At 65.3% G+C, this 21,062-nt stretch carries 18 protein-coding genes; 16 read left to right on the top strand and 2 right to left on the bottom strand.

From position 1 onward, the window contains the following. The first annotated feature begins 93 nt into the window (after positions 1-93). The 16 genes from dksA (at position 94) to HMPREF3014_RS18715 (ending at position 20,158) form a co-directional block, all read left to right on the top strand. Entirely contained in the window at positions 94-540 is a 447-nt protein-coding gene (dksA, locus tag HMPREF3014_RS18640; protein ID WP_003095122.1) for an RNA polymerase-binding protein DksA, read from the top strand. Positions 541-607: 67 nt separating this feature from the next. Beyond that, positions 608-1,489, top strand: a complete 882-nt coding sequence (gluQRS, locus tag HMPREF3014_RS18645; RefSeq protein WP_003100186.1) for a tRNA glutamyl-Q(34) synthetase GluQRS — start codon at positions 608-610, stop codon at positions 1,487-1,489. A 69-nt stretch (positions 1,490-1,558) separates the two neighbouring features. Further along, positions 1,559-1,735, top strand: a complete 177-nt coding sequence (locus tag HMPREF3014_RS18650) for a hypothetical protein (protein WP_003095129.1) — start codon at positions 1,559-1,561, stop codon at positions 1,733-1,735. Further along, positions 1,719-4,670 (top strand): two-component system sensor histidine kinase CbrA, encoded by a 2,952-nt coding sequence (cbrA, locus tag HMPREF3014_RS18655; RefSeq protein WP_003095132.1) that lies wholly within the window; start codon positions 1,719-1,721, stop codon positions 4,668-4,670. Before HMPREF3014_RS18650 ends, cbrA begins: the two co-directional genes overlap by 17 nt. A gap of 26 nt (positions 4,671-4,696) precedes the next feature. Continuing rightward, positions 4,697-6,133, top strand: a complete 1,437-nt coding sequence (gene cbrB, locus HMPREF3014_RS18660; RefSeq protein WP_003095138.1) for a two-component system response regulator CbrB — start codon at positions 4,697-4,699, stop codon at positions 6,131-6,133. Positions 6,134-7,033: 900 nt separating this feature from the next. Next, a complete protein-coding gene (locus HMPREF3014_RS18665; RefSeq protein WP_003095142.1) occupies positions 7,034-8,437 on the top strand; it encodes a polynucleotide adenylyltransferase PcnB in 1,404 nt (467 codons plus the stop codon). Then, positions 8,434-8,922: a 2-amino-4-hydroxy-6-hydroxymethyldihydropteridine diphosphokinase gene (gene folK, locus HMPREF3014_RS18670; protein WP_003095144.1), complete on the top strand. Its 489-nt coding sequence runs from the start codon at positions 8,434-8,436 to the stop codon at positions 8,920-8,922. Before HMPREF3014_RS18665 ends, folK begins: the two co-directional genes overlap by 4 nt. Before the next feature lie 249 nt (positions 8,923-9,171). Then, positions 9,172-9,972 carry a 3-methyl-2-oxobutanoate hydroxymethyltransferase gene (gene panB, locus HMPREF3014_RS18675; protein WP_003095147.1) on the top strand — a complete coding sequence of 267 codons (801 nt, stop codon included), beginning with the start codon at positions 9,172-9,174 and terminating at the stop codon, positions 9,970-9,972. After that, positions 9,969-10,820, top strand: coding sequence for a pantoate--beta-alanine ligase (panC, locus tag HMPREF3014_RS18680; RefSeq protein WP_003457159.1), 852 nt, complete (start codon positions 9,969-9,971; stop codon positions 10,818-10,820). Before panB ends, panC begins: the two co-directional genes overlap by 4 nt. Positions 10,821-10,913: 93 nt before the next feature. Continuing rightward, positions 10,914-11,294, top strand: a complete 381-nt coding sequence (gene panD, locus HMPREF3014_RS18685; protein WP_003095150.1) for an aspartate 1-decarboxylase — start codon at positions 10,914-10,916, stop codon at positions 11,292-11,294. A gap of 89 nt (positions 11,295-11,383) precedes the next feature. Beyond that, on the top strand, positions 11,384-13,048 hold the full coding sequence (gene pgi, locus HMPREF3014_RS18690) for a glucose-6-phosphate isomerase (RefSeq protein ID WP_003100194.1): 1,665 nt from the start codon (positions 11,384-11,386) through the stop codon (positions 13,046-13,048). A 193-nt stretch (positions 13,049-13,241) separates the two neighbouring features. Continuing rightward, positions 13,242-15,179 carry an acetate--CoA ligase gene (gene acs, locus HMPREF3014_RS18695; protein ID WP_023087840.1) on the top strand — a complete coding sequence of 646 codons (1,938 nt, stop codon included), beginning with the start codon at positions 13,242-13,244 and terminating at the stop codon, positions 15,177-15,179. 97 nt (positions 15,180-15,276) lie between these two features. Next, positions 15,277-16,158 (top strand): oxygenase MpaB family protein, encoded by an 882-nt coding sequence (locus tag HMPREF3014_RS18700; RefSeq protein WP_003113910.1) that lies wholly within the window; start codon positions 15,277-15,279, stop codon positions 16,156-16,158. Between the two features lie 124 nt (positions 16,159-16,282). After that, complete coding sequence (locus tag HMPREF3014_RS18705) at positions 16,283-19,549, top strand: DUF748 domain-containing protein (RefSeq protein WP_034017031.1); 3,267 nt, start codon at positions 16,283-16,285, stop codon at positions 19,547-19,549. A 4-nt stretch (positions 19,550-19,553) separates the two neighbouring features. Then, a complete protein-coding gene (locus HMPREF3014_RS18710; protein WP_003100541.1) occupies positions 19,554-19,847 on the top strand; it encodes a DUF2845 domain-containing protein in 294 nt (97 codons plus the stop codon). Further along, positions 19,844-20,158 (top strand): DUF2845 domain-containing protein, encoded by a 315-nt coding sequence (locus HMPREF3014_RS18715; protein WP_003100526.1) that lies wholly within the window; start codon positions 19,844-19,846, stop codon positions 20,156-20,158. Before HMPREF3014_RS18710 ends, HMPREF3014_RS18715 begins: the two co-directional genes overlap by 4 nt. Positions 20,159-20,217: 59 nt before the next feature. On the opposite strand, the gene HMPREF3014_RS18720 is transcribed toward HMPREF3014_RS18715, so the two are convergent. Both HMPREF3014_RS18720 and HMPREF3014_RS18725 read right to left on the bottom strand, forming a co-directional pair. Beyond that, positions 20,218-20,415 carry a CsbD family protein gene (locus HMPREF3014_RS18720; protein ID WP_003095174.1) on the bottom strand — a complete coding sequence of 66 codons (198 nt, stop codon included), beginning with the start codon at positions 20,413-20,415 and terminating at the stop codon, positions 20,218-20,220. 49 nt (positions 20,416-20,464) lie between these two features. Beyond that, complete coding sequence (locus HMPREF3014_RS18725) at positions 20,465-20,809, bottom strand: BON domain-containing protein (RefSeq protein ID WP_003095177.1); 345 nt, start codon at positions 20,807-20,809, stop codon at positions 20,465-20,467. Positions 20,810-21,062: the final 253 nt, after the last annotated feature.

Consider the following 21,062-nt stretch of genomic DNA (forward strand, 5'->3'; position numbering starts at 1 on the left):
TGGTAAGTTCGCCCGCTTGCGACCGCGGGGCCGGAGAGCCGGCGAGGGAACCCTGCCGCGGACAGGATTAGCGAAAGTGAGAGGCGGCCATTCATGTCCACCAAAGCAAAACAACAGAGCAGCCAGCAGATGACCCGCGGCTTCGAACCCTATCAGGAAACCAAGGGCGAGGAGTACATGAGCGAGCGCATGCGCGCGCACTTCACCGCGATCCTGAACAAATGGAAACAGGAGCTGATGGAAGAGGTCGACCGTACCGTGCATCACATGCAGGACGAAGCGGCCAACTTCCCCGATCCGGCCGACCGCGCCAGCCAGGAAGAAGAATTCAGCCTGGAACTGCGCGCCCGCGACCGCGAGCGCAAGCTGATCAAGAAGATCGACGAGACCCTGCAACTGATCGAAGACGAAGAGTACGGCTGGTGCGACTCCTGCGGCGTCGAGATCGGCATCCGTCGCCTGGAGGCGCGCCCCACCGCAACCCTCTGCATCGACTGCAAGACCCTCGCGGAAATCCGCGAGAAGCAACTCGGCTCCTGAGCCGGACCGACGGGGCGCCAAGGCGCCCCGTTTCGTTTCCGCCGTTCCCCGCCGCACCGCCCGCGCCATGAGTTCTTCCTATGTAGGCCGCTTCGCCCCGACGCCCAGCGGCTACCTGCACTTCGGTTCCCTGGTGGCGGCCGTCGCCTCCTACCTGGACGCACGTGCCGTCGGCGGCCGCTGGCTAGTGCGCATGGAGGACCTCGACCCGCCCCGCGAAGTCCCGGGCGCCCAGCAGGCGATCCTGGAAACCCTGGAGCGCTACGGCTTCGAATGGGACGGCGCGGTGGAGCGGCAGAGCGAACGCTTCCCGGCCTACGCCGCAGTGGTCGAGCAACTGCTGCGCAGCGGCCTGGCCTACGCCTGCACTTGCTCGCGCAAGCAGCTTGAGGGATTCGCCGGGATCTACCCGGGCTTCTGCCGCGACGCCGGGCACGCCCGCGAGGATGCGGCGATCCGCCTGCGCGTGCCGGAGCTGGAATATCGCTTCGTCGACCGCGTGCAGGGCGAAGTCCGCCAGCATCTCGGCCGCGAGGTCGGCGATTTCGTCATCCAGCGCCGCGATGGCTTCTACGCCTACCAACTGGCGGTGGTGCTGGACGACGCCTGGCAGGGCATCACCGACATCGTCCGCGGCGCCGACCTGCTCGACTCGACCCCGCGCCAGCTTTACCTCCAGGAATTGCTGGGGTTGAGCCAGCCGCGCTACCTGCACGTGCCGCTGATCGTCCAGCCGGACGGGCACAAGCTCGGCAAGTCCTACCGCTCCCCGCCACTGCCCGCCGAGCAGGCCGCCGCGCCGCTGACCCGCGCCCTGCGCGCGCTCGGCCAGCGGCCGCCGGCCGAACTGGCCCAGGCCAGCGCCAGCGAGGCGCTGGCCTGGGGCGTCGCGCACTGGGACGCCACGCGCATCCCGCGCTGCGCTACCCTTCCCGAGGAACGCCTGTAGCCCGCCCGGCGGCTTGCCGGCACCCACCCGCAGCCTGTAGCCTGCCGGCCCAAGCATGAGGGAAGCGGCATGTACATCTACCGACTGGTCCTGCTCCTGGTCGTGGGCATCTATCTCTTTTCCCCCGCCATCATGGACTGGTGGATCGACCCCAACGGCGCCTGGTACCGCCCGTACCTGCTGTGGCTGATCCTCATCGTGGTCACTTTCATCCTGCAGAGCCAGCGCGATGCTGACGAGCTTTAGCCTGACCCAGCTGATCCTGATCAGCGTCGCCTACCTCTCCACCCTCTTCGGCATCGCCTGGATCACCGAGCGCGGCTACGTGCCGCGCCGGCTGGTACGCCACCCGCTGGTCTACACCCTGTCGCTGGGCGTCTACGCCAGTGCCTGGGCGTTCTACGGCACGGTAGGCCTGGCCTACCAGTACGGCTACGGGTTCCTCGCCATCTACCTGGGGATTTCCGGGGCCTTCCTGCTCGCCCCGGTGCTGCTCTATCCGATCCTCCGGGTGACACGCGCCTACCAGCTGTCCTCGCTGGCCGACCTCTTCGCCTTCCGTTTCCGCAGTACCTGGGCCGGCGCCCTGACCACGCTGTTCATGCTGATCGGCGTGCTGCCGATGCTGGCCCTGCAGATCCAGGCGGTCACCGACTCGATCAGCATTCTCACCCGCGACCCGGCCCAGGAGCGGGTCGCGTTCGTCTTCTGCACCCTGATCACCCTGTTCGCGATCCTCTTCGGCGCTCGCCACATCGCCACCCGCGAACGCCACGAGGGACTGGTGTTCGCCATCGCCTTCGAGTCGCTGGTCAAGCTGGTGATGCTCGGCAGTATCGGCCTCTACGCCCTGTACGGCGTCTTCGGCGGGCCGGAAGGCCTGGAAGTCTGGCTGCTGCAGAACCAGACCGCGCTGACCACCCTGCACACGCCGCTGGCCGAGGGTCCATGGCGAACGCTGCTGCTGGTGTTCTTCGCCGCGGCCATCGTGATGCCGCACATGTTCCACATGATCTTCACCGAGAACCTCAACCCGCGCGCGCTGATTTCCGCCAGTTGGGGCCTGCCGCTGTTCCTGCTGCTGATGAGCCTTGCGGTACCGCCGATCCTCTGGGCCGGGCTGCGCCTCGGCGCCTCGACCACACCGGAGTACTACACCATCGGCCTCGGCCTGGCGGTGGACAGCCCGGCCCTGGCCCTGGCCGCCTTCATCGGCGGCATCTCCGCCGCCAGCGGGCTGACTATCGTGATGACCCTGGCGCTCTCGGGAATGGTCCTCAACCACCTGGTGCTGCCGCTCTACCAGCCGCCGGCGCAGGGCAACATCTACCGCTGGCTGAAATGGACCCGGCGCCTGCTGATCGTCGCCATCATCATGGCCAGCTACGCCTTCTACCTGCTGCTGGGCGCCGAACAGGACCTCTCCAACCTGGGCATAGTGTCCTTCGTCGCCACCCTGCAATTCCTTCCCGGCGCCCTCTCGGTGCTGTACTGGCCGACCGCCAACCGCCGTGGCTTCATCTCCGGGCTGATCGCCGGCATGCTGGTCTGGGCGATCACCATGCTGCTGCCCCTGATGGGGAACGTACAGGGCCTGTACCTGCCGCTGTTCGACGTGATCTACGTGCTGGACGATTCGAACTGGCACCTGGCGGCGCTGTCCTCGCTGGCGGCCAACGTGCTGGTATTCACCCTGGTGTCGCTGTTCACCGAGGCCAGCGACGAGGAAAAAGGCGCCGCCGAGGCCTGCGCGGTGGACAACGTACGCCGTCCGCAACGCCGCGAACTGTTCGCCGGTTCGCCGCAGGAGTTCGCCAGCCAGTTGGCCAAGCCGCTGGGCGCCAAGACCGCGCAGAAGGAGGTCGAGCAGGCCCTGCGCGATCTCCACCTGCCCTTCGACGAACGTCGCCCCTATGCCCTGCGTCGCTTGCGCGACCGCATCGAGGCGAACCTTTCCGGGCTGATGGGACCCAGTGTCGCCCAGGACATCGTGGAGACCTTCCTTCCCTACAAGACCAGCGAAGAAAGCTACGTCACCGAGGACATCCACTTCATCGAGAGCCGCCTGGAGGACTATCACTCCCGGCTGACTGGCCTGGCTGCCGAACTCGACACCTTGCGCCGCTACCACCGGCAGACCCTGCAAGACCTGCCGATGGGCGTCTGCTCCCTGGCCAAGGACCAGGAAGTGTTGATGTGGAACCGCGCCATCGAGGAACTCACCGGGGTCGGCGCGCAGAAGGTCGTCGGTTCGCGCCTGTCGGCCTTGCCCGAACCCTGGAAGGGCCTGCTGGAACGTTTCATCGACGCCCCCGACGAGCACCTGCACAAGCAGCGCCTGGTCTACGACGGCCACACCCGCTGGCTGAACCTGCACAAGGCGGCCATCGAGGAACCCCTGGCGCCGGGCAACAGCGGCCTGGTGCTACTGGTGGAAGACCTCACCGAAACCCAACTGTTGGAAGACAAGCTGGTCCACTCCGAGCGCCTGGCTTCCATCGGCCGCCTTGCCGCCGGGGTGGCCCACGAGATCGGCAATCCGATCACCGGCATCGCCTGCCTGGCGCAGAACCTGCGCGAGGAACGCGAAGGCGACGGCGAGCTGACCGAGATCAGCGAGCAGATCCTCGACCAGACCAAGCGCGTATCGCGCATCGTCCAGTCGTTGATGAGCTTCGCCCACTCCGGCAGCCACCTGCAGGCCCTGGAACCGGTGTGCCTGAGCGAAGTCGCCCAGGAGGCCATCGGACTGCTGTCGCTGAACCGGCGTAGCGTCGAAGTAGAGTTCTTCAACCTCTGCGATCCGGCGCACTGGGTCGAGGGCGACTCGCAGCGCCTGGCCCAGGTGCTGATCAACCTGCTCTCCAATGCTCGCGACGCCAGCCCGCCGGGCGGCGCGATCCGGGTCCGCAGCGAAGCCTCGGAACATACCGTGGACCTGGTCGTCGAGGACGAGGGCAGCGGCATCCCGAAGGCGATCATGGACCAGTTGTTCGAACCGTTCTTCACCACCAAGGACCCCGGCAAGGGGACCGGGCTCGGCCTCGCACTGGTCTATTCGATCGTGGAAGAGCATTATGGACAGATAACCATCGAGAGCCCGACGGATCACCAGCGAGAAGGCGGCACCCGCTTCCGCGTGACCCTGCCGCGGCACCCTGGCCCGACGGCCGAGCTGTAGACGAGCACGTCGAGAGAGCTGAATACATGGCACATATTCTGATCGTCGAAGACGAAACCATTATCCGATCTGCATTGCGACGCCTGCTGGAGCGCAACCAGTACCAGGTCAGCGAAGCCGGCTCGGTGCAGGAAGCCCAGGAGCGCTACACCATCCCCTCCTTCGACATGGTGGTCAGCGACCTGCGCCTGCCGGGCGCCCCCGGCACCGAACTGATCAAGCTCGCCGAAGGCATTCCGGTGCTGATCATGACCAGCTACGCCAGCCTGCGTTCGGCGGTGGATTCGATGAAGATGGGCGCGGTGGACTACATCGCCAAGCCTTTCGACCACGACGAAATGCTCCAGGCCGTGGCGCGCATCCTCAAGGACCGCCAGGAGAACCGCAGCGCGGCCCCGGTCTCCGCCAACGGCGGCAAGGCCGGCGGCGAGCGCGGCGCCAGCCCGGCGGCAGCCGACGGCGAGATAGGCATCATCGGCTCCTGTGCGCCGATGCAAGAGCTGTACAGCAAGATTCGCAAGGTCGCGCCGACCGACTCTACGGTACTGATCCAGGGCGAGTCCGGCACCGGCAAGGAACTGGTCGCCCGCGCCCTGCACAACCTGTCGAAGCGCGCCAAGGCGCCGCTGATCTCGGTGAACTGTGCGGCGATTCCGGAAACCCTGATCGAATCCGAGCTGTTCGGCCATGAAAAAGGCGCCTTCACCGGTGCCAGCGCCGGGCGCGCCGGGCTGGTCGAAGCGGCCGACGGCGGCACCCTGTTCCTCGACGAGATCGGCGAACTGCCGCTGGAGGCCCAGGCCCGCCTGCTGCGCGTATTGCAGGAAGGCGAGATCCGCCGGGTCGGCTCGGTGCAATCGCAGAAGGTCGACGTGCGCCTGATCGCCGCCACCCACCGCGACCTGAAAACCCTGGCCAAGACCGGGCAATTCCGCGAAGACCTCTATTACCGCCTGCATGTGATCTCGCTGAAGCTGCCCGCCCTGCGCGAGCGTGGCAACGACGTGATGGAGATCGCCCGCGCCTTTCTGGCTCGCCAGTGCACCCGGATGGGGCGCGCGCCGCTCAGCTTCGCCCACGACGCCGAACAGGCGATCCGCCATTACCCATGGCCGGGCAACGTGCGCGAACTGGAAAACGCCATCGAGCGGGCGGTGATCCTCAGCGAGAGCCAGGAAATCCACGCCGACCTGCTGGGTATCGACATCGAGCTGGACGACCTCGAGGACGACTTCGCCGCCGACCTCGGCCTCGGCCCGGCGGGCGCCGCGGCCAGCAACCACGAGCCCACCGAGGACCTTTCGCTGGAAGACTACTTCCAGCACTTCGTCCTCGAGCACCAGGACCACATGACCGAGACCGAGCTGGCCCGCAAGCTGGGCATCAGCCGCAAATGCCTGTGGGAACGCCGCCAGCGCCTGGGCATTCCGCGGCGTAAATCAGGGGCCTCGGCCGACTCGTAACACCCTGCAACCTGTTACCGCGGACGTACCGCGTAACAGAAACCGGGTTCATCGGTAACGGGAACCCGGTTTTTTTGTGCCCTCCGCCGACCCACCGAAAACCTCAACCCCTTGATTTTACTGGGTTTCGAAAAACTGGCACGGCATCTGCTTATGTATTGGCACAACAACAATAACAAGCAACGACGAAGACAATAAAAACAACACGTAACGACTCCAGCACAACAAAAACAAAATCGCGGAGGCGCAGCTAACTGATTCTTTTGGAGAGGAGTTGCTGTCGGGACCCGTCCCGCAGCCAGTCGGAAGAAGAATAAAACTGCCTCGAGGCAGCGCACAGACTGGTTGGATCGCTCGACGATCATGGCAGCATCAGCGACCAAAGCAATCCGTTTGCTATTGAACTCCCAGCCTGGGAGATATCCCTGAAGCGACTGGCTCAAGGGACGGGTCGACAAACAAAAACAACAAGCCCGAAATCATAATAAAAACAAAGCACGCACCTACTTGGGGGGGAGCTTCGGCTCCCCCAGTAGCTTCACCACCTCCCTCCGTTTTCCCCGTTTTTCCTTCGCCTTACACCATTTCCCCATCCAATGCTAGAATCCGCGCAGACTATGCGGCCATCCGCATGCCTTGCCAGATTCACCGCAGCCTTCCCGGCCCTCTCCCGCTTCGCGGGAACAGGATGTACGGCCCCTGTTCGTTTCTGTCAGGATGCATGGCGCAGTCGGTTCCGGCGCCCGGGACGCCCTGTGCGTCGCGGGGCCAAACATTCAACGGGTACAGAACACGCCTCGCCCGAGAGGTCCTGATAATGCCGCAGCATTACCCGACGTCCGTCCTGTTTGAGCAACGCAGGCGTGCAATCACCCACATCGTGCTCCCGATAACACATCCATGCTGAAAAAGCTGATCCAGACCATTCGTTCCCCCCTGCGCCGTCCGCGCGCCGTCCGTACAACCCCGGAAGTCATCGGTAACAACCAGCACTCCCTGCGCCGGGACCAGTTCAGCCGGAACGCCGTCAAGGTCGTCGAGATCCTCCAGCGGGCCGGCTACCAGGCCTACGTGGTCGGGGGCTGCGTACGCGACCAGATGCTCGGCATCGCTCCCAAGGACTTCGATGTCGCCACCAGCGCCACGCCGGAGCAGGTCCGCGCCGAATTCCGCAACGCGCGGATCATCGGCCGCCGCTTCAAACTGGTACACGTGCACTTCGGCCGCGAGATCATCGAGGTCGCCACCTTCCGCGCCCATCATCCGGAAGGCCAGGACGATGGCGATAGCCGCGCGTCCAGCAACGAAAGCGGCCGCATCCTGCGCGACAACGTCTATGGCAGCCTGGAAGACGACGCCCAGCGCCGTGACTTCACCATCAATGCCCTGTACTTCGACGTCACCAGCGAGCGGCTGCTGGACTACGCCAATGGCGTTCACGACATCCGCAATCGCCTGATCCGCCTGATCGGCGATCCGGAGCAGCGTTATCTGGAAGACCCGGTGCGGATGCTGCGGGCGGTACGTTTCGCCGCCAAGCTCGACTTCGAGATCGAGAAGCACAGCGCCGCGCCGATTCGCCGGCTGGCCCCGCTGCTGCGGGAAATCCCTTCGGCGCGCCTGTTCGACGAGGTGCTCAAGCTGTTCCTCGCCGGCCGGGCCGAGCGCACTTTCGAACTGCTGGTCGAGTACGAACTGTTCGCGCCGCTGTTCCCGGCCAGCGCCAAGGCACTGCAGGCCAACCCCGACTACACCGGCAAGCTGATCCGCCAGGCCCTGGCCAATACCGATGCGCGCATTCGCCAGGGCAAGCCGGTAACCCCGGCCTTCCTCTTCGCCGCGCTGCTCTGGCCGGCCCTGCCGGCGCGCGTCGCGCAGTTGCAGGAGAAAGGCATGCCGGCTATCCCGGCGATGCAGGAAGCCGCCCACGAACTGATCAGCGAACAGTGCCAGCGGATTGCCATTCCCAAGCGTTTCACCCTGCCGATCCGCGAGATCTGGGATATGCAGGAACGTCTGCCGCGACGCCAGGGCAAGCGCGCCGACCTGCTCCTGGAAAACCCGCGCTTCCGCGCCGGCTACGACTTCCTCCTGCTGCGCGAAAGCGCCGGCGAGGAAACCGAAGGGCTTGGCCAATGGTGGACCGATTACCAGGAAGTCAGCGACAGCGAGCGGCGCAACATGATCCGCGACCTGGTCAGCCAGGAAGACGGCAGCGCCCCGCGCAAGCGTCGCCGCGGCGGCAACAGCGGCCGTCGGCGCCGCGGGCCGCGCAAGGAAGGCAGCGGCGGAAGCGGCGAATGATCCAGCGCGTCTACGTGGCGCTGGGCAGCAACCTGGCCGAACCGCGCGAGCAGATCCAGGCTGCCCTCGACGCCTTCGAGCGGCTTCCCGAGACCCGCCTGGTCGCCGTCTCGCCGCTCTATATCAGCGACCCGCTCGGCCCCGCCGACCAGCCGCGCTTCGTCAACGGCGTGGCGGCCCTCGACACCAACCTGGCGCCGCTCGACCTGCTCGACGCCCTGCAGGCCATCGAACTGGAACAGGGGCGCGTCCGCGACCTGCGCTGGGGTCCGCGCACGCTCGACCTGGACATCCTGCTGTTCGGCGAACAATTGCTCGACCTGCCGCGCCTGAAGGTGCCGCACTACCACATGCAGGCGCGCGCTTTCGTGCTCTATCCCCTCGCAGATCTCGCCCCCGACCTGCGCCTGCCCGATGGCCGCCACCTGCCGGAGCTGCTCGCGGCCTGTCCGTTCGAGGGCATCGAACGCCTTCCGGGCGCCTGACCCTGCCTGCCCGCCGCTGCGCGGATACCTCGCGGCGGGCTCTTCACACTGTTACCGAAAAGCTGACGAAGGACGCCGCGGATGGGCGTACACTGCGCGCGCAACCGCAGGCGGCGCGGCGTTCGGCAGTGGCAGTAACGCCGTAACAATGCGGTAACACCTGCAATTGACTTCGAGCCACCCCATCCGGACTATAAGTGGCCGTTTGCCCCGCGCCGGCTCATCACCGGCCCAACGAGGAGCCTTTCCATGCCTGATGTAACCCTGACCACCCTGCAAGGGTTGAAGCAGAGCGGCGAGAAGATCGCCATGCTGACCTGCTACGACGCCACCTTCGCCCACACCGCCAGCCAGGCCGGCGTGGACGTGCTTCTGGTCGGAGATTCGCTCGGAATGGTATTGCAGGGTCACGACAGCACCCTGCCGGTCAGCAACGAGGAAATGGCCTATCACACGGCCTGCGTGAAACGCGGTAACAAAGGTTCCCTGATCGTCACCGACCTGGCCTTCGAATCCAGCCATTCCGTGGCCCAGACCCTTGCCGACGCGGTCCGCCTGATGCAGGCCGGCGCACACATGGTCAAGCTGGAGGGTGGGGCCTGGCTGGCGGAGCCGATCGCCCGCCTGGCACAGATGGGCGTGCCGGTCTGCGCGCATCTCGGCCTGACCCCGCAGGCGGTCAACCTGTTCGGCGGCTTCAAGGTCCAGGGCCGCCAGGAAACCCAGGCGCGCCAGTTGCGCGCCGATGCCATCGCCCTGGAGCAGGCCGGCGCCGCCATGCTGCTGCTGGAGTGCGTGCCCAGCGTGCTGGCCGAAGAGATCACCCAGGCGGTGAAGATCCCGGTGATCGGGATTGGCGCCGGTGCGGCGACCGATGGCCAGGTGCTGGTCATGCACGACATGCTCGGTCTCTCGCTGACCGGCCGCTCGCCCAAGTTCGTCAAGGATTTCATGCAAGGCCAGGAGAGCATCCCGGCCGCCATCGCGGCCTATGTCCGCGCCGTCAAGGACGTGTCCTTCCCCGCCGCCGAACACGGATTCAACGCATGAACACCGTCAAGACCGTCCGTGAACTGCGCGCCGCGGTGGCGCGCGCCCGCAGCGAAGGCAAGCGCATCGGCTTCGTGCCGACCATGGGCAACCTCCACGCCGGCCATGCCGCGCTGGTAAAGAAAGCCGGCGAGCGCGCCGACTTCGTGGTCGTCAGCATCTTCGTCAACCCGCTGCAATTCGGCCCCAGCGAAGACCTCGACACATACCCGCGGACCCTCGCAGCCGACCAGGAACGCCTGCTCGAAGCCGGCTGCCACCTGCTGTTCACCCCGACCGTCGAGGAAATGTACCCCGACGGCATGGACGGGCAGACCCGCATCCATGTTCCCGGCGTCTCCGAAGGCCTTTGCGGCGCCAGTCGTCCCGGCCATTTCGAAGGCGTGGCGACCGTGGTCAGCAAGCTGCTGAACATGGTCCAGCCGGACCTCGCGCTGTTCGGCGAAAAGGATTTCCAGCAGTTGGCGGTGATCCGCAAGCTGGTCCGCGACCTCAACCTGCCGGTGCAGATCTTCGGCGAGCCGACGGTGCGTGCCGCCGATGGCCTGGCGTTGTCCTCGCGCAACGGTTACCTCGACGAGCAGCAGCGCGCCGCCGCCCCGGCGATCTACCGCACCCTGCGGCAGCTCGGCGAACGCATCCGCGCCGGCGCCGAGGACTTCCCGGCATTGCTCGCCGACGCCCGCCAGGCCCTGGAACAGGCCGGGCTGCGCCCCGACTACCTGGAAATCCGCGAGCCGATCAGCCTGCGCCCCGGGGTACCCGGCGACCGCCAACTGGTGATCCTGGTCGCCGCCTACCTGGGCAGTACGCGGCTGATCGACAACCTCTCAGTCCACCTCGATTGACGCATGCCGAGCCCCCGGTTCCCGGGGGCTTGAGCGCTCACCACGGACTCGCCATACTCTGCCGCCCCCCGCGGACCCGATAGGAGTCGCCCCATGCACGCCATCATGCTCAAAGCCAAGTTGCATCGCGCCGAAGTCACCCATGCCGTCCTCGACTACGAAGGCTCCTGCGCCATCGACGGCGATTGGCTGGACCTCTCCGGAATCCGCGAGTACGAACAGATCCAGATCTACAACGTCGACAACGGCGAGCGCTTCACTACCTATGCGATCCGCGCCGAGAACGGCTCGAAGATGATCTCGGTGAACGGCGCCGCGGCACACAAGGCCAAGGTCGGCGACCGCGTGATCATCTGCGCCTACGCACACTACAGCGAAGCCGAACTGGCCAGCCACAAGCCGCGCATGCTGTACATGGCGCCGGGCAACCAGCTCAGCCATACCAGCGAGGCGATTCCGATACAGGTCGCCTGACCTCGCCCCCTCTGGATAAAGCCCGGTTTCATCCGGGCTTTTTCATGTTCAAATAAGTGCGCCATCGAATTCCAACCAGAAGGTCAGCCATGAAGCACCACCTCACTCCGCTGGATGCCACGCAACTCGACAGTTGGCGCGCCCTGGCCGCCCATCGCCAGGAACTGCAGGACTTCAGGATGCGCCAGGCGTTCATCGACGATCCGGAGCGCTTCAAGCGGTTTTCCTTCAGCGCCTGTGGGCTGTTCCTCGACTTCTCGAAGAACCTGATTCGCCAGGACACCATCGACCTGCTGGTGAAGCTGGCCGAGGAAGCACGGCTGAGCGACGCGATCCGGGCGATGTTCGACGGCGAGGCGATCAATGCCTCCGAGCGCCGGCCGGTACTGCATACCGCGCTGCGTCGACCGATCGGCGACAAGGTGCTGGTCGATGGCGTCGACGTGATGCCGGAAGTCCACCGCGTCCTGCACCAGATGACCGAGCTGGTGGGCTACGTGCACAACGGCCTGTGGCGCGGCTATACCGAAAAGCCGATCACCGACGTGGTGAACATCGGCATCGGCGGCTCCTTCCTCGGCCCGCAACTGGTATCCGAAGCCTTGCTGCCGTTCGCCCAGAAAGGCGTGCGCTGCCACTACCTGGCGAACATCGACGGTAGCGAGTTCCATGAACTGGCCAGCCGCCTGAACGCCGAGACCACCCTGTTCATCGTTTCCTCCAAGTCCTTCGGGACCCTGGAAACCCTGAAGAACGCCCAGGCCGCACGCGCCTGGTACCTGGCCCAGGGCGGCACCGAGGAAGAGCTTTACCGCCATTTCATCGCCGTCTCCAGCAACAAGGAAGCCGCGATCGCCTTCGGCATCCGCGAGGAAAACATCTTCCCCATGTGGGACTGGGTCGGCGGCCGCTACTCGCTGTGGTCGGCCATCGGCCTGCCGATCGCCATGTCCATCGGCATCTCCAACTTCAAGGAACTGCTGTCCGGCGCCTACAACATGGACCAGCATTTCCAGACCGCGCCGTTCGAACGCAACATCCCGGTGCTGCTCGGCCTGCTCGGCGTCTGGTACGGCGACTTCTGGGGCGCGAACAGCCACGCGATCCTGCCCTACGACTACTATCTGCGGAATATCACCGACCACCTGCAACAACTGGACATGGAATCCAACGGCAAGAGCGTGCGCCAGGACGGCACGCCGGTCACCAGCGGCACCGGGCCGGTGATCTGGGGTGGTGTCGGCTGCAACGGCCAGCACGCCTACCATCAGTTGCTGCACCAAGGCACCCAGTTGATCCCGGCGGACTTCATCGTCCCGGTGAGCAGCTACAACCCGGTGGCCGACCATCACCAGTGGCTGTACGCCAACTGCCTGTCGCAGAGCCAGGCGCTGATGCTCGGCAAGAGCCGCGAGGAGGCCGAGGCCGAACTGCGCGCCAAGGGCCTGCCGGAAGCCGAAGTGCAGCGCCTGGCGCCGCACAAGGTGATTCCGGGCAACCGACCGAGCAACACCCTGGTGGTCGAGCGCATCAGCGCCCGCCGCCTCGGCGCGCTGATCGCCATGTACGAGCACAAGGTCTACGTACAGAGCATCCTCTGGGGCATCAACGCCTTCGACCAATGGGGCGTGGAGCTTGGCAAGGAACTCGGCAAGGGTGTCTATTCGCGCCTGGTCGGCAGCGAGGAAACCCCGGCCGAGGACGCCTCGACCCAAGGCCTGATCGACTTCTTCCGCGGCCGCCATCGCGGCTGATCCGCCTCTCCCCAAAGCCCGGCCCTAGGCCGGGCTTTTTCATTCCGTCCGGCGATTGACCCCGGCGCCTTCCCCGCTCGCGCCTTTGGCACTTGAACATGGCTCTCGCCTGGCCCACCCTTGGTCGAACCTGGAGAGGGGCCGCGTGCGGTCTCTCGACACCTTGCGGAGCAGAAAAACAAAGGAAACCGCCATGTTCGAGATCAGCGTCCACCCGGTGCCGGACGCCGTCCGCCAGCGTGCCTACCTGAACGACGACGACTACCAGCGCCTGTACCGCCAATCCGTCGAGAACCCCGACGAGTTCTGGGGCGAGCAGGCCAAGGCCTTCCTCGATTGGTTCAAGCCCTGGCACAGCGTCCACCACGGCGACCTGAGGAAAGGCCAGGCCACCTGGTTCAAGGGCGGCCAGTTGAACGTCGCCTACAACTGCATCGATCGCCACCTGGAACGCCGCGGCGAACAGATCGCGATCGTCTGGGAAGGCGACAACCCCAGCGAATCCGCGCACATCACCTACCGCAAGCTGCACCACAACGTCTGCCGCCTGGCTAACGTGCTGAAGAGCCGCGGCGTGGAAAAGGGCGACCGGGTCTGCATCTACATGCCGATGATTCCCGAGGCCGCCTACGCCATGCTCGCCTGCGCCCGTATCGGGGCGGTGCACTCGGTGGTGTTCGGCGGCTTCTCGCCGGACTCGCTGCGCGACCGCATCCTCGATGCCGACTGCCGCACCATGATCACCGCCGACGAGGGCGTGCGCGGCGGCAAGTACATCCCGCTGAAGCAGAATGTGGAAAAGGCACTGAAGGACTGCCCGGACGTCTCTACCGTGGTGGTGGTCGAGCGCACCCAGGGCGACATACCCTGGGTCGAAGGCCGCGACATCTGGTACCACGAGGCGCTCCACGCGGCCTCAGCCGACTGCCCGGCGGAAGCGATGGACGCCGAGGACCCGCTGTTCATCCTCTATACCTCCGGCAGCACCGGCAAGCCGAAGGGCGTGTTGCACACCACCGGGGGCTACCTGCTCGGCGCGGCGATGACCCACAAGTACGTGTTCGACTACCACGATGGCGACGTCTACTGGTGCACCGCCGACGTCGGCTGGGTCACCGGACACAGCTATATCGTCTACGGCCCGCTGGCCAACGGTGCCACCACCCTCATGTTCGAGGGCGTGCCCAACTACCCGGACGCCTCGCGCTTCTGGCAGGTGATCGACAAGCACCAGGTGAATATCTTCTACACCGCGCCGACCGCGATCCGCGCGCTGATGCGCGAAGGCGACGCCCCGGTCCGCCAGACCTCGCGCAGCAGCCTGCGCCTGCTCGGCTCGGTGGGCGAGCCGATCAACCCGGAGGCTTGGGAGTGGTACTACCAGGTGGTCGGCGAGAAGCGCTGCCCCATCGTCGATACCTGGTGGCAGACCGAGACCGGCAGCATCTTGATCACCCCGTTGCCCGGCGCCACTGCGCTAAAGCCAGGCTCGGCTACCCGCCCGTTCTTCGGCGTGCAACCCGTGCTGCTCGACGAGAAAGGCAAGGAAATCGACGGCGCGGGCAGCGGCGTACTGGCGATCAAGGCCAGTTGGCCGAGTCAGATCCGCAGCGTCTACGGCGACCACCAGCGGATGATCGACACCTACTTCAAGCCCTACCCCGGGTATTACTTCAGCGGCGACGGCGCGCGCCGCGACGAGGACGGCTACTACTGGATCACCGGCCGGGTCGACGACGTGATCAATGTCTCCGGACACCGGATCGGCACCGCCGAGGTCGAGAGCGCGCTGGTCCTGCACGATGCGGTGGCCGAGGCGGCAGTGGTCGGCTGCCCGCATGACGTGAAGGGCCAGGCCATCTACGCGTTCGTCACCCTGATGGCCGGCAGTCAGCCCAGCGAGGCGCTACAACAGGAATTGCTGGCCCTGGTCGGCAAGGAGATCGGCAGCTTCGCCAAGCCGGATCACCTGCAATGGGCGCCCAGCCTGCCGAAGACCCGCTCCGGCAAGATCATGCGGCGTATCCTGCGCAAGATCGCCTGCAACGAGCTGGACAGTCTCGGCGATACCTCGACCCTGGCCGATCCGGGAGTGGTGCAGGGGTTGATCGACAACCGCCTCAACCGCTGACCCGCGCAACCGTCCCGCCGCCCTGCGGCGCGGGACGGTTCCAGTCTCTCCGGCGCCTGGGTTAAGCTCGTGCCTGCCCTGTCGTAGCGAGCCCCCCATGGAAAGCGTCCGTCGCCATATCGAAAGCCAGGTGCTGAGCCTTACCGGGCTCGCCGTCGGCGGTGTCGACTTCGAGTCGCCGAAAGGCGATCCGGGCCTGTTCGGCCCCGATGCCGCCTGCTGGAAGGTCCACGGCGACTTCAGCAGCATGATGATCGGCGGCATCGGCGCGCTGCTCCTGCAGATGCTCCATCCGCTGGCCCTGGCGGGGGTGTGGGACCACTCCAATTTCCGCGACGACCTGCTCGGGCGCCTGCGTCGCACCGGTCAGTTCATCTCGGCCACCACCTACGGCCCGCTGGCCGATGCCGAGCGACTGATCGAGCGGGTCCGGCGCATCCACGAAAGCGTCATCGGCCAGTTGCCCGACGGCACGCCCTACTCCGCCAGCGACCCGGACCTGCTGACCTGGGTGCATGTCGCCGAGGTCAGCAGCTTTCTCAAGTCCTACCTGCGCTATCTCAATCCCGACCTGCCGGGCAGCGAGCAGGACCGTTACTACTCGGAAATCGCCCTGGTCGCCGAACGCCTCGGCGCCCGCGCGGTACCGCGCGACCGCCAGCAGATCGCCGCCTACCTGGAGGCGATGCGTCCACGCCTGCGTTGCGACGAACGCACCCGCGAAGTGGTGCGGATTCTCTTCAACGCACCAGCGCCCAGCACCCTGGCCAGGCCGTTCGGCGCGCTGATGCTGCGCGCAGGCGCCGAGCTGTTGCCGGAATGGGCCGGATCGATGCTCGACCTCCCGTTCAGTCCGCTACAACGCCGCCTGATCCGCGGCAGCGTCAGGCGCAGCGTACCCTTGCTGCGCTGGGCGGTGCGCAACGCTTCGATGCATCGAGCCTGCCGGCGCATGGGTCTGCCGCCGGTGAGCCACTGAACTTTCGTGCCGTGACAGCGAGAATACCCGTCCAAAGGCTCTGAAACGGCGCGAATCACGGTCGGAACCTTGAGGCCGTGCCATACTCCAACGCACCGCTTAGAACGGAAAACGAAAGAGAGCCATGCCCAAAGGACTGAAACGCGCTGTCAGCGCCCTGCTGATCACCTTCCTCGTCTATTGCCTGCTGGGCTTTCTGCTCATACCCGGCATCGGGCTGCGCGTCGCCAACCAGCAACTGGCGCAATACGCCACCGTCCCCGCACGTCTCGAACGTATCGAATTCAACCCCTTCAGCCTGGAATTGACCCTCTGGGGTCTGCGCCTGGGCGAGGAGAAGAACCCCCAGCTCGCCTTCCGCCGGCTGTACGCCAACCTGCAGCTGGACAGCCTGTGGAAACGCCAGCTGCACCTGGCCGACGTCGAGCTGGAAGGTCCGCATACCGAACTGCTGTTCGACGAGAAGGGCCAGCTCAACCTGGCCAGCCTGTTCAGGATCCCGCCGAGCGAATCGCCCGAGCCTGAACAGCCGAGCGACCCGTTCCCGCTGCGCATCGACCGCATCCAACTGGCCGAGGGCAGCCTGCACTTCCAGGACCTGCGACCGAGCGAGCCGGTGGACTTCAGCTTCGATCCGCTGGGCTTCGAGCTGCACAACCTCAGCACCCTGCCCGACGACGGCGCGAAGATGACCCTGGTCGCCACCGGCCCGAACGGCGGCCGCCTCGACTGGGAAGGCGACCTGACCCTGGTGCCGATCACGTCCAGGGGCCACCTGAGCGTCAAGGATATCCAGCTCAAGGCCTGGTGGCCCTATGTCCGCGACAATGCCCCGCTGGTGCTGGAGAACGGCGTGGTCAGCCTCTCCAGCGACTATCGCCTGGACCTGTCCAAGGACACCCAACTGCTGCTCGACAAGGCCGCGCTGAAACTCGCCGACTTCAGCATCAATTCGCCCCAGGGCAAGCCGCTGGCCAAGCTCGCCAGCCTCGACGTGGCCGCTACCACCCTGGACCTGGCCAAGCAGGAAGTGGTGCTCGGCGAAGTCCGCAGCCAGGGCCTGGAGGCCTGGGCCGCGCGCGAGAAGGACGGCCAGCTCGACTGGCAGAAACTGTTCGCCGACTTCACTCCGCCGCCACGCAAGGCGCCTGCACCCAAGCCGGCGGAAAACACCGATCCCGCCGCTGCCCCGACCGACGCGGCGAAGACCACCAGCGAACCGGCAACCGACGGTGCCGCCAAGGCAGCCGCGATAGCCTCGGGCGAAGCGAGCAAGGACAGGCCGGCGGAGAAGGACGCCAGCGTCGCCGAGACGGAAAGGGCAACGGACGACAAAGAGTCCGCCAAGGCCGCGGAAGGCGCTGCCGACAAGGTAGCCAAGCAAGAGACGAGCAAGGCTCCGAAGACCGGCAAGGCAACCGGGCAGGAAACGACCAAGACTGCGGAAATCGACAAGGCGGCCAGCGACTCTCCGCAACAGCTCGCCGACACTGCAAAGACGCCTCCGCCGGAAAGTACGAAAGCCGCCGCGGAGACGCCTGCCAAGCCCTGGCACATCGTCCTGCGCGACACCCAGTTGCGCGGCTACAAGGCGCACCTGGTGGATCGCCAGCCGGCCACCGAGGTCCCGCTGGAAGTCGGCCCGCTGGACCTCGACCTGCAGAACGTCGACAGCCTCGGCAAGACCCCCTTCGACCTCAAGCTCAAGACCGGCCTCGGCAACCGCGGCCAGGTCCAGGCCAGCGGCCAGGTGGTGCTCGACCCGGTCAGCGCCAGGCTCAAGGTCAGTACCCGCGACATCGACCTGCGCGTGGCCCAGGCCTACATCTCGCCGTTCATCCGCCTGGAACTGCGCAGCGGCTTCCTTGGCAGCGAGCTGGCGGTCGACCTGAAGAGCGTCGAGCCGCTGGCTTTCAGCGTCGACGGCAGCGCCGAAGTCAGCCAGTTGCATACCCTGGATACCATCAAGGACCGCGACTTCGTCAAATGGACCAAACTGACCCTCAACGGCCTCGCCTACCGGCACGAGGACAGCCTGTCGATCCAGAGCGTGTCCTTCGAGGAGCCCTACGCCCGCTTCATCATCAACGAAGATCGCAGCACCAACGTCAGCGAGCTGATCATCCCGCAACCGGCTAGCTCGTCCGGCAAGACCGCCGCCGAAAGCAAGAACGCGCCGGCGAGCAAGCCGCTGGGCATCCACATCGGCGGCGTACGGATCAACAACGGCTCGGCGAACTTCGCCGACCTGACCCTGATGCCGCCGTTCGGTACCGCCATCCAGCAGCTCAGCGGCGAAGTCGGCACCCTCGACACGCGCAACTCGCAGCCGGCCAAGGTGGACATCAAGGGCAAGGTCGACAAGTACGCACCGGTGACCATCGCCGGCGAACTGGACCCATTCGACCCGCTGAAGAAGCTCGACATCACCACCAGCTTCAAGCGCGTCGAGCTGACCACCCTGACGCCCTATTCCGGCAAGTTCGCCGGCTACCGCATCCGTAAGGGGCGACTCAACCTGGACCTGCACTACCAGATCGAACGTAGCCAACTGAAGGCGGAAAACAAGGTCCTGCTGGAAGGCCTGCAACTCGGCGAGAAGGTCGACAGCCCGGATGCCGTGGACCTGCCGGTGAAGCTGGCGGTAGCCCTGCTCAAGGACACCAAGGGCAACATCGATATCCAGTTGCCGGTGGCCGGTGATCTGAACAACCCGGAGTTCAGCGTCATGCCGATCGTCTGGCAGACCCTGCGCAACCTGGTCCTGCGCGCCGTGCAGGCGCCGTTCAAGTTCATCGCCGGCCTCGCCGCCGGCGGTAACGAGGATCTCGGCACGGTACCCTTCGCCGCGGGCAGCGACGAGCTGACGCCAGAAGCCCAGGCCAACCTCGACAAGCTCGCCGATGCGCTCAAGGAGCGGCCGGCGCTGCGCCTGGAAGTGGAAGGCGTGGCCTCCGCCGCGGCTGACGGTCCCTCGATCGGCGCCAAGCGTCTCGAACTGGAATACCAGAACACCTACTACCGCATGCTCCAGCGTCGCGGCGACAAGGTACCGAGCGACGCCAAGCAGCTCGAGGTGCCGGAGAACATGCAGGCACCGCTGCTCGAAGGCATCTACCGGACCCGCCTGAAGCAGCAGCCACCGGCCGAGTGGAAGGAACTGGACAGCGACGAACGCACCGCGAAGATGCGCGAAGCGGTGATCGCTTCCTGGGCCAAGAGCCAGGTGCTGCTGCGCCAGATCGGCCAGGCCCGGGCCACCCGGATCAAGGATTACCTGGTGGAGAAAGGCCAGTTGCCGGACGATCGCATCTACTTGATCGACGTCAGTTTCGCCGAAGGCGAAGACAAGGGTAATGTCGACACCCAACTGCACCTGGATAGCGAGTGATACCTTGCACAAGCGATTCGCCGCCCTCGCGGCCCCCCTGCTCTACCTTGCCTGCGCGAGCGCGCAGGCCGACACCATGCGTTGCGGCAGTGCGCTGGTCAGCGTCGGCGACCGGGCCTTCGAAGTACAGCAAAAGTGCGGCGATCCGGATCACCGCGACGACGTCGGCTATACCCTGGGCAGCTACGATCGGCGGGAATTCAAGGTCGAGGAGTGGGTGTACGGCCCGCGCAACGGCGTGACCTACATCCTGACCTTCGAAGCCAACAAGCTGAAACGCATCGAGTTCAAGCGTTGAATCGCTCGCTTCCGCGCACCGGGCTGGTGGCGTTGCTGTCCCTGCTGCCGTTGGCACATGCTCAGGCCGATTCGCTGCGTTGCGGCAGCCGCCTGGTGAGTACCGGCGACAGCAGCGCCGACGTCCTTGCGCGCTGCGGCGAGCCACGCAGCCGCGACAGCCTGGGTTATCGCGAGGTCGTCGGGGAATGGGGCAAGCGCTACGAGGTCGAGGTCCAGGAATGGGTCTATGGCCCATGGAACGGCATGCTGTATTTCGTCCGTTTCGAGGGCAACCGCCTCAGCGCCATCCAGAGCCGGCGCGGCGACTGAATCCAGCGCCCATGAAAAAGCCCCGCCGGGCAATCCCGGCGGGGCTTCCTTCTACCTGTTCACAGGCGGTCGCTGAAGTCGCGAACTTCCTGTTCGGCCCTTTCCTTGGACCAGCCATAGCGTTCCTGCAGCTTGCCGACCAGGTATTCGGCATGTCCGTCGGCAGCCTGGAGATCGTCGTCGGTCAGATCGCCCCAACGCTCCTTGATCTTGCCGGTGAGCTGCTTCCACTTACCTTTGATCACATCGGAATTCATCGGTCTTCCTCCTGGTGACGAGGGAAAAGGGATCGTTCGGCCCGGGCGCTTACTCGACCGATTTCAGGCCATCGGCGGAAACGGCTTTCACGCCCTTGATGCCCTTGGCGGTCTCGATCGCCAGGTCACGCTCGGCATCGCTCTTCACGTTGCCGGAAAGGGAAACCACACCTTTGTTGGTCTCGACCTTGATATCGACGCCACTGACATTCTTGTTGGCGATCAGGCTTGATTTCACCTTGCTGGTGATCCAGGTATCGGAAACCGCTTCTTCGGTTTTCTGCATAGTGTCGTTGGCCGCCAGGCTGATGGGCTGGGCAGCGAACGCATTGGCCATCGAGAAGCTCAGAGCAGTGGCAGTAGCAGCGGCAATAGCGAGTTTGCTGAATTTCATTGCGGTTTCTCCTATGGATTTCGAAAAACTGCAGCCATTCCTGGCGTCAGTTGCATAGTAGATATCGCAAGCGCTGTGCCAGTTTTCCTCTAAAATAAAATCCTTTAAAAACAATAGGTTAAAAAACAGGTCGGAAGCGAGACGGTTGCAGAATGCCGAATTGGCGATGGCAGGGCTTGCAAAATGCAAGGATTCACCCCCTTCGCCGAGAAGCGTGTCGCGGAAACGAAAACAGGGCCCGAGGGCCCTGTTT

Source organism: Pseudomonas sp. HMSC065H01 (assembly GCF_001815235.1).
GTDB lineage: Bacteria > Pseudomonadota > Gammaproteobacteria > Pseudomonadales > Pseudomonadaceae > Pseudomonas > Pseudomonas aeruginosa.

Bases quoted from the DNA above. Each gene is read 5' to 3' on its own strand.
- dksA (WP_003095122.1), top strand. From the start codon at position 94: ATGTCCACCAAAGCAAAACAACAGAGCAGCCAGCAGATGACCCGCGGC.
- gluQRS (WP_003100186.1), top strand. From the start codon at position 608: ATGAGTTCTTCCTATGTAGGCCGCTTCGCCCCGACGCCCAGCGGCTAC.
- HMPREF3014_RS18650 (WP_003095129.1), top strand. From the start codon at position 1,559: ATGTACATCTACCGACTGGTCCTGCTCCTGGTCGTGGGCATCTATCTC.
- cbrA (WP_003095132.1), top strand. From the start codon at position 1,719: ATGCTGACGAGCTTTAGCCTGACCCAGCTGATCCTGATCAGCGTCGCC.
- cbrB (WP_003095138.1), top strand. From the start codon at position 4,697: ATGGCACATATTCTGATCGTCGAAGACGAAACCATTATCCGATCTGCA.
- HMPREF3014_RS18665 (WP_003095142.1), top strand. From the start codon at position 7,034: ATGCTGAAAAAGCTGATCCAGACCATTCGTTCCCCCCTGCGCCGTCCG.
- folK (WP_003095144.1), top strand. From the start codon at position 8,434: ATGATCCAGCGCGTCTACGTGGCGCTGGGCAGCAACCTGGCCGAACCG.
- panB (WP_003095147.1), top strand. From the start codon at position 9,172: ATGCCTGATGTAACCCTGACCACCCTGCAAGGGTTGAAGCAGAGCGGC.
- panC (WP_003457159.1), top strand. From the start codon at position 9,969: ATGAACACCGTCAAGACCGTCCGTGAACTGCGCGCCGCGGTGGCGCGC.
- panD (WP_003095150.1), top strand. From the start codon at position 10,914: ATGCACGCCATCATGCTCAAAGCCAAGTTGCATCGCGCCGAAGTCACC.
- pgi (WP_003100194.1), top strand. From the start codon at position 11,384: ATGAAGCACCACCTCACTCCGCTGGATGCCACGCAACTCGACAGTTGG.
- acs (WP_023087840.1), top strand. From the start codon at position 13,242: ATGTTCGAGATCAGCGTCCACCCGGTGCCGGACGCCGTCCGCCAGCGT.
- HMPREF3014_RS18700 (WP_003113910.1), top strand. From the start codon at position 15,277: ATGGAAAGCGTCCGTCGCCATATCGAAAGCCAGGTGCTGAGCCTTACC.
- HMPREF3014_RS18705 (WP_034017031.1), top strand. From the start codon at position 16,283: ATGCCCAAAGGACTGAAACGCGCTGTCAGCGCCCTGCTGATCACCTTC.
- HMPREF3014_RS18720 (WP_003095174.1), bottom strand. From the start codon at position 20,415: ATGAATTCCGATGTGATCAAAGGTAAGTGGAAGCAGCTCACCGGCAAG.
- HMPREF3014_RS18725 (WP_003095177.1), bottom strand. From the start codon at position 20,809: ATGAAATTCAGCAAACTCGCTATTGCCGCTGCTACTGCCACTGCTCTG.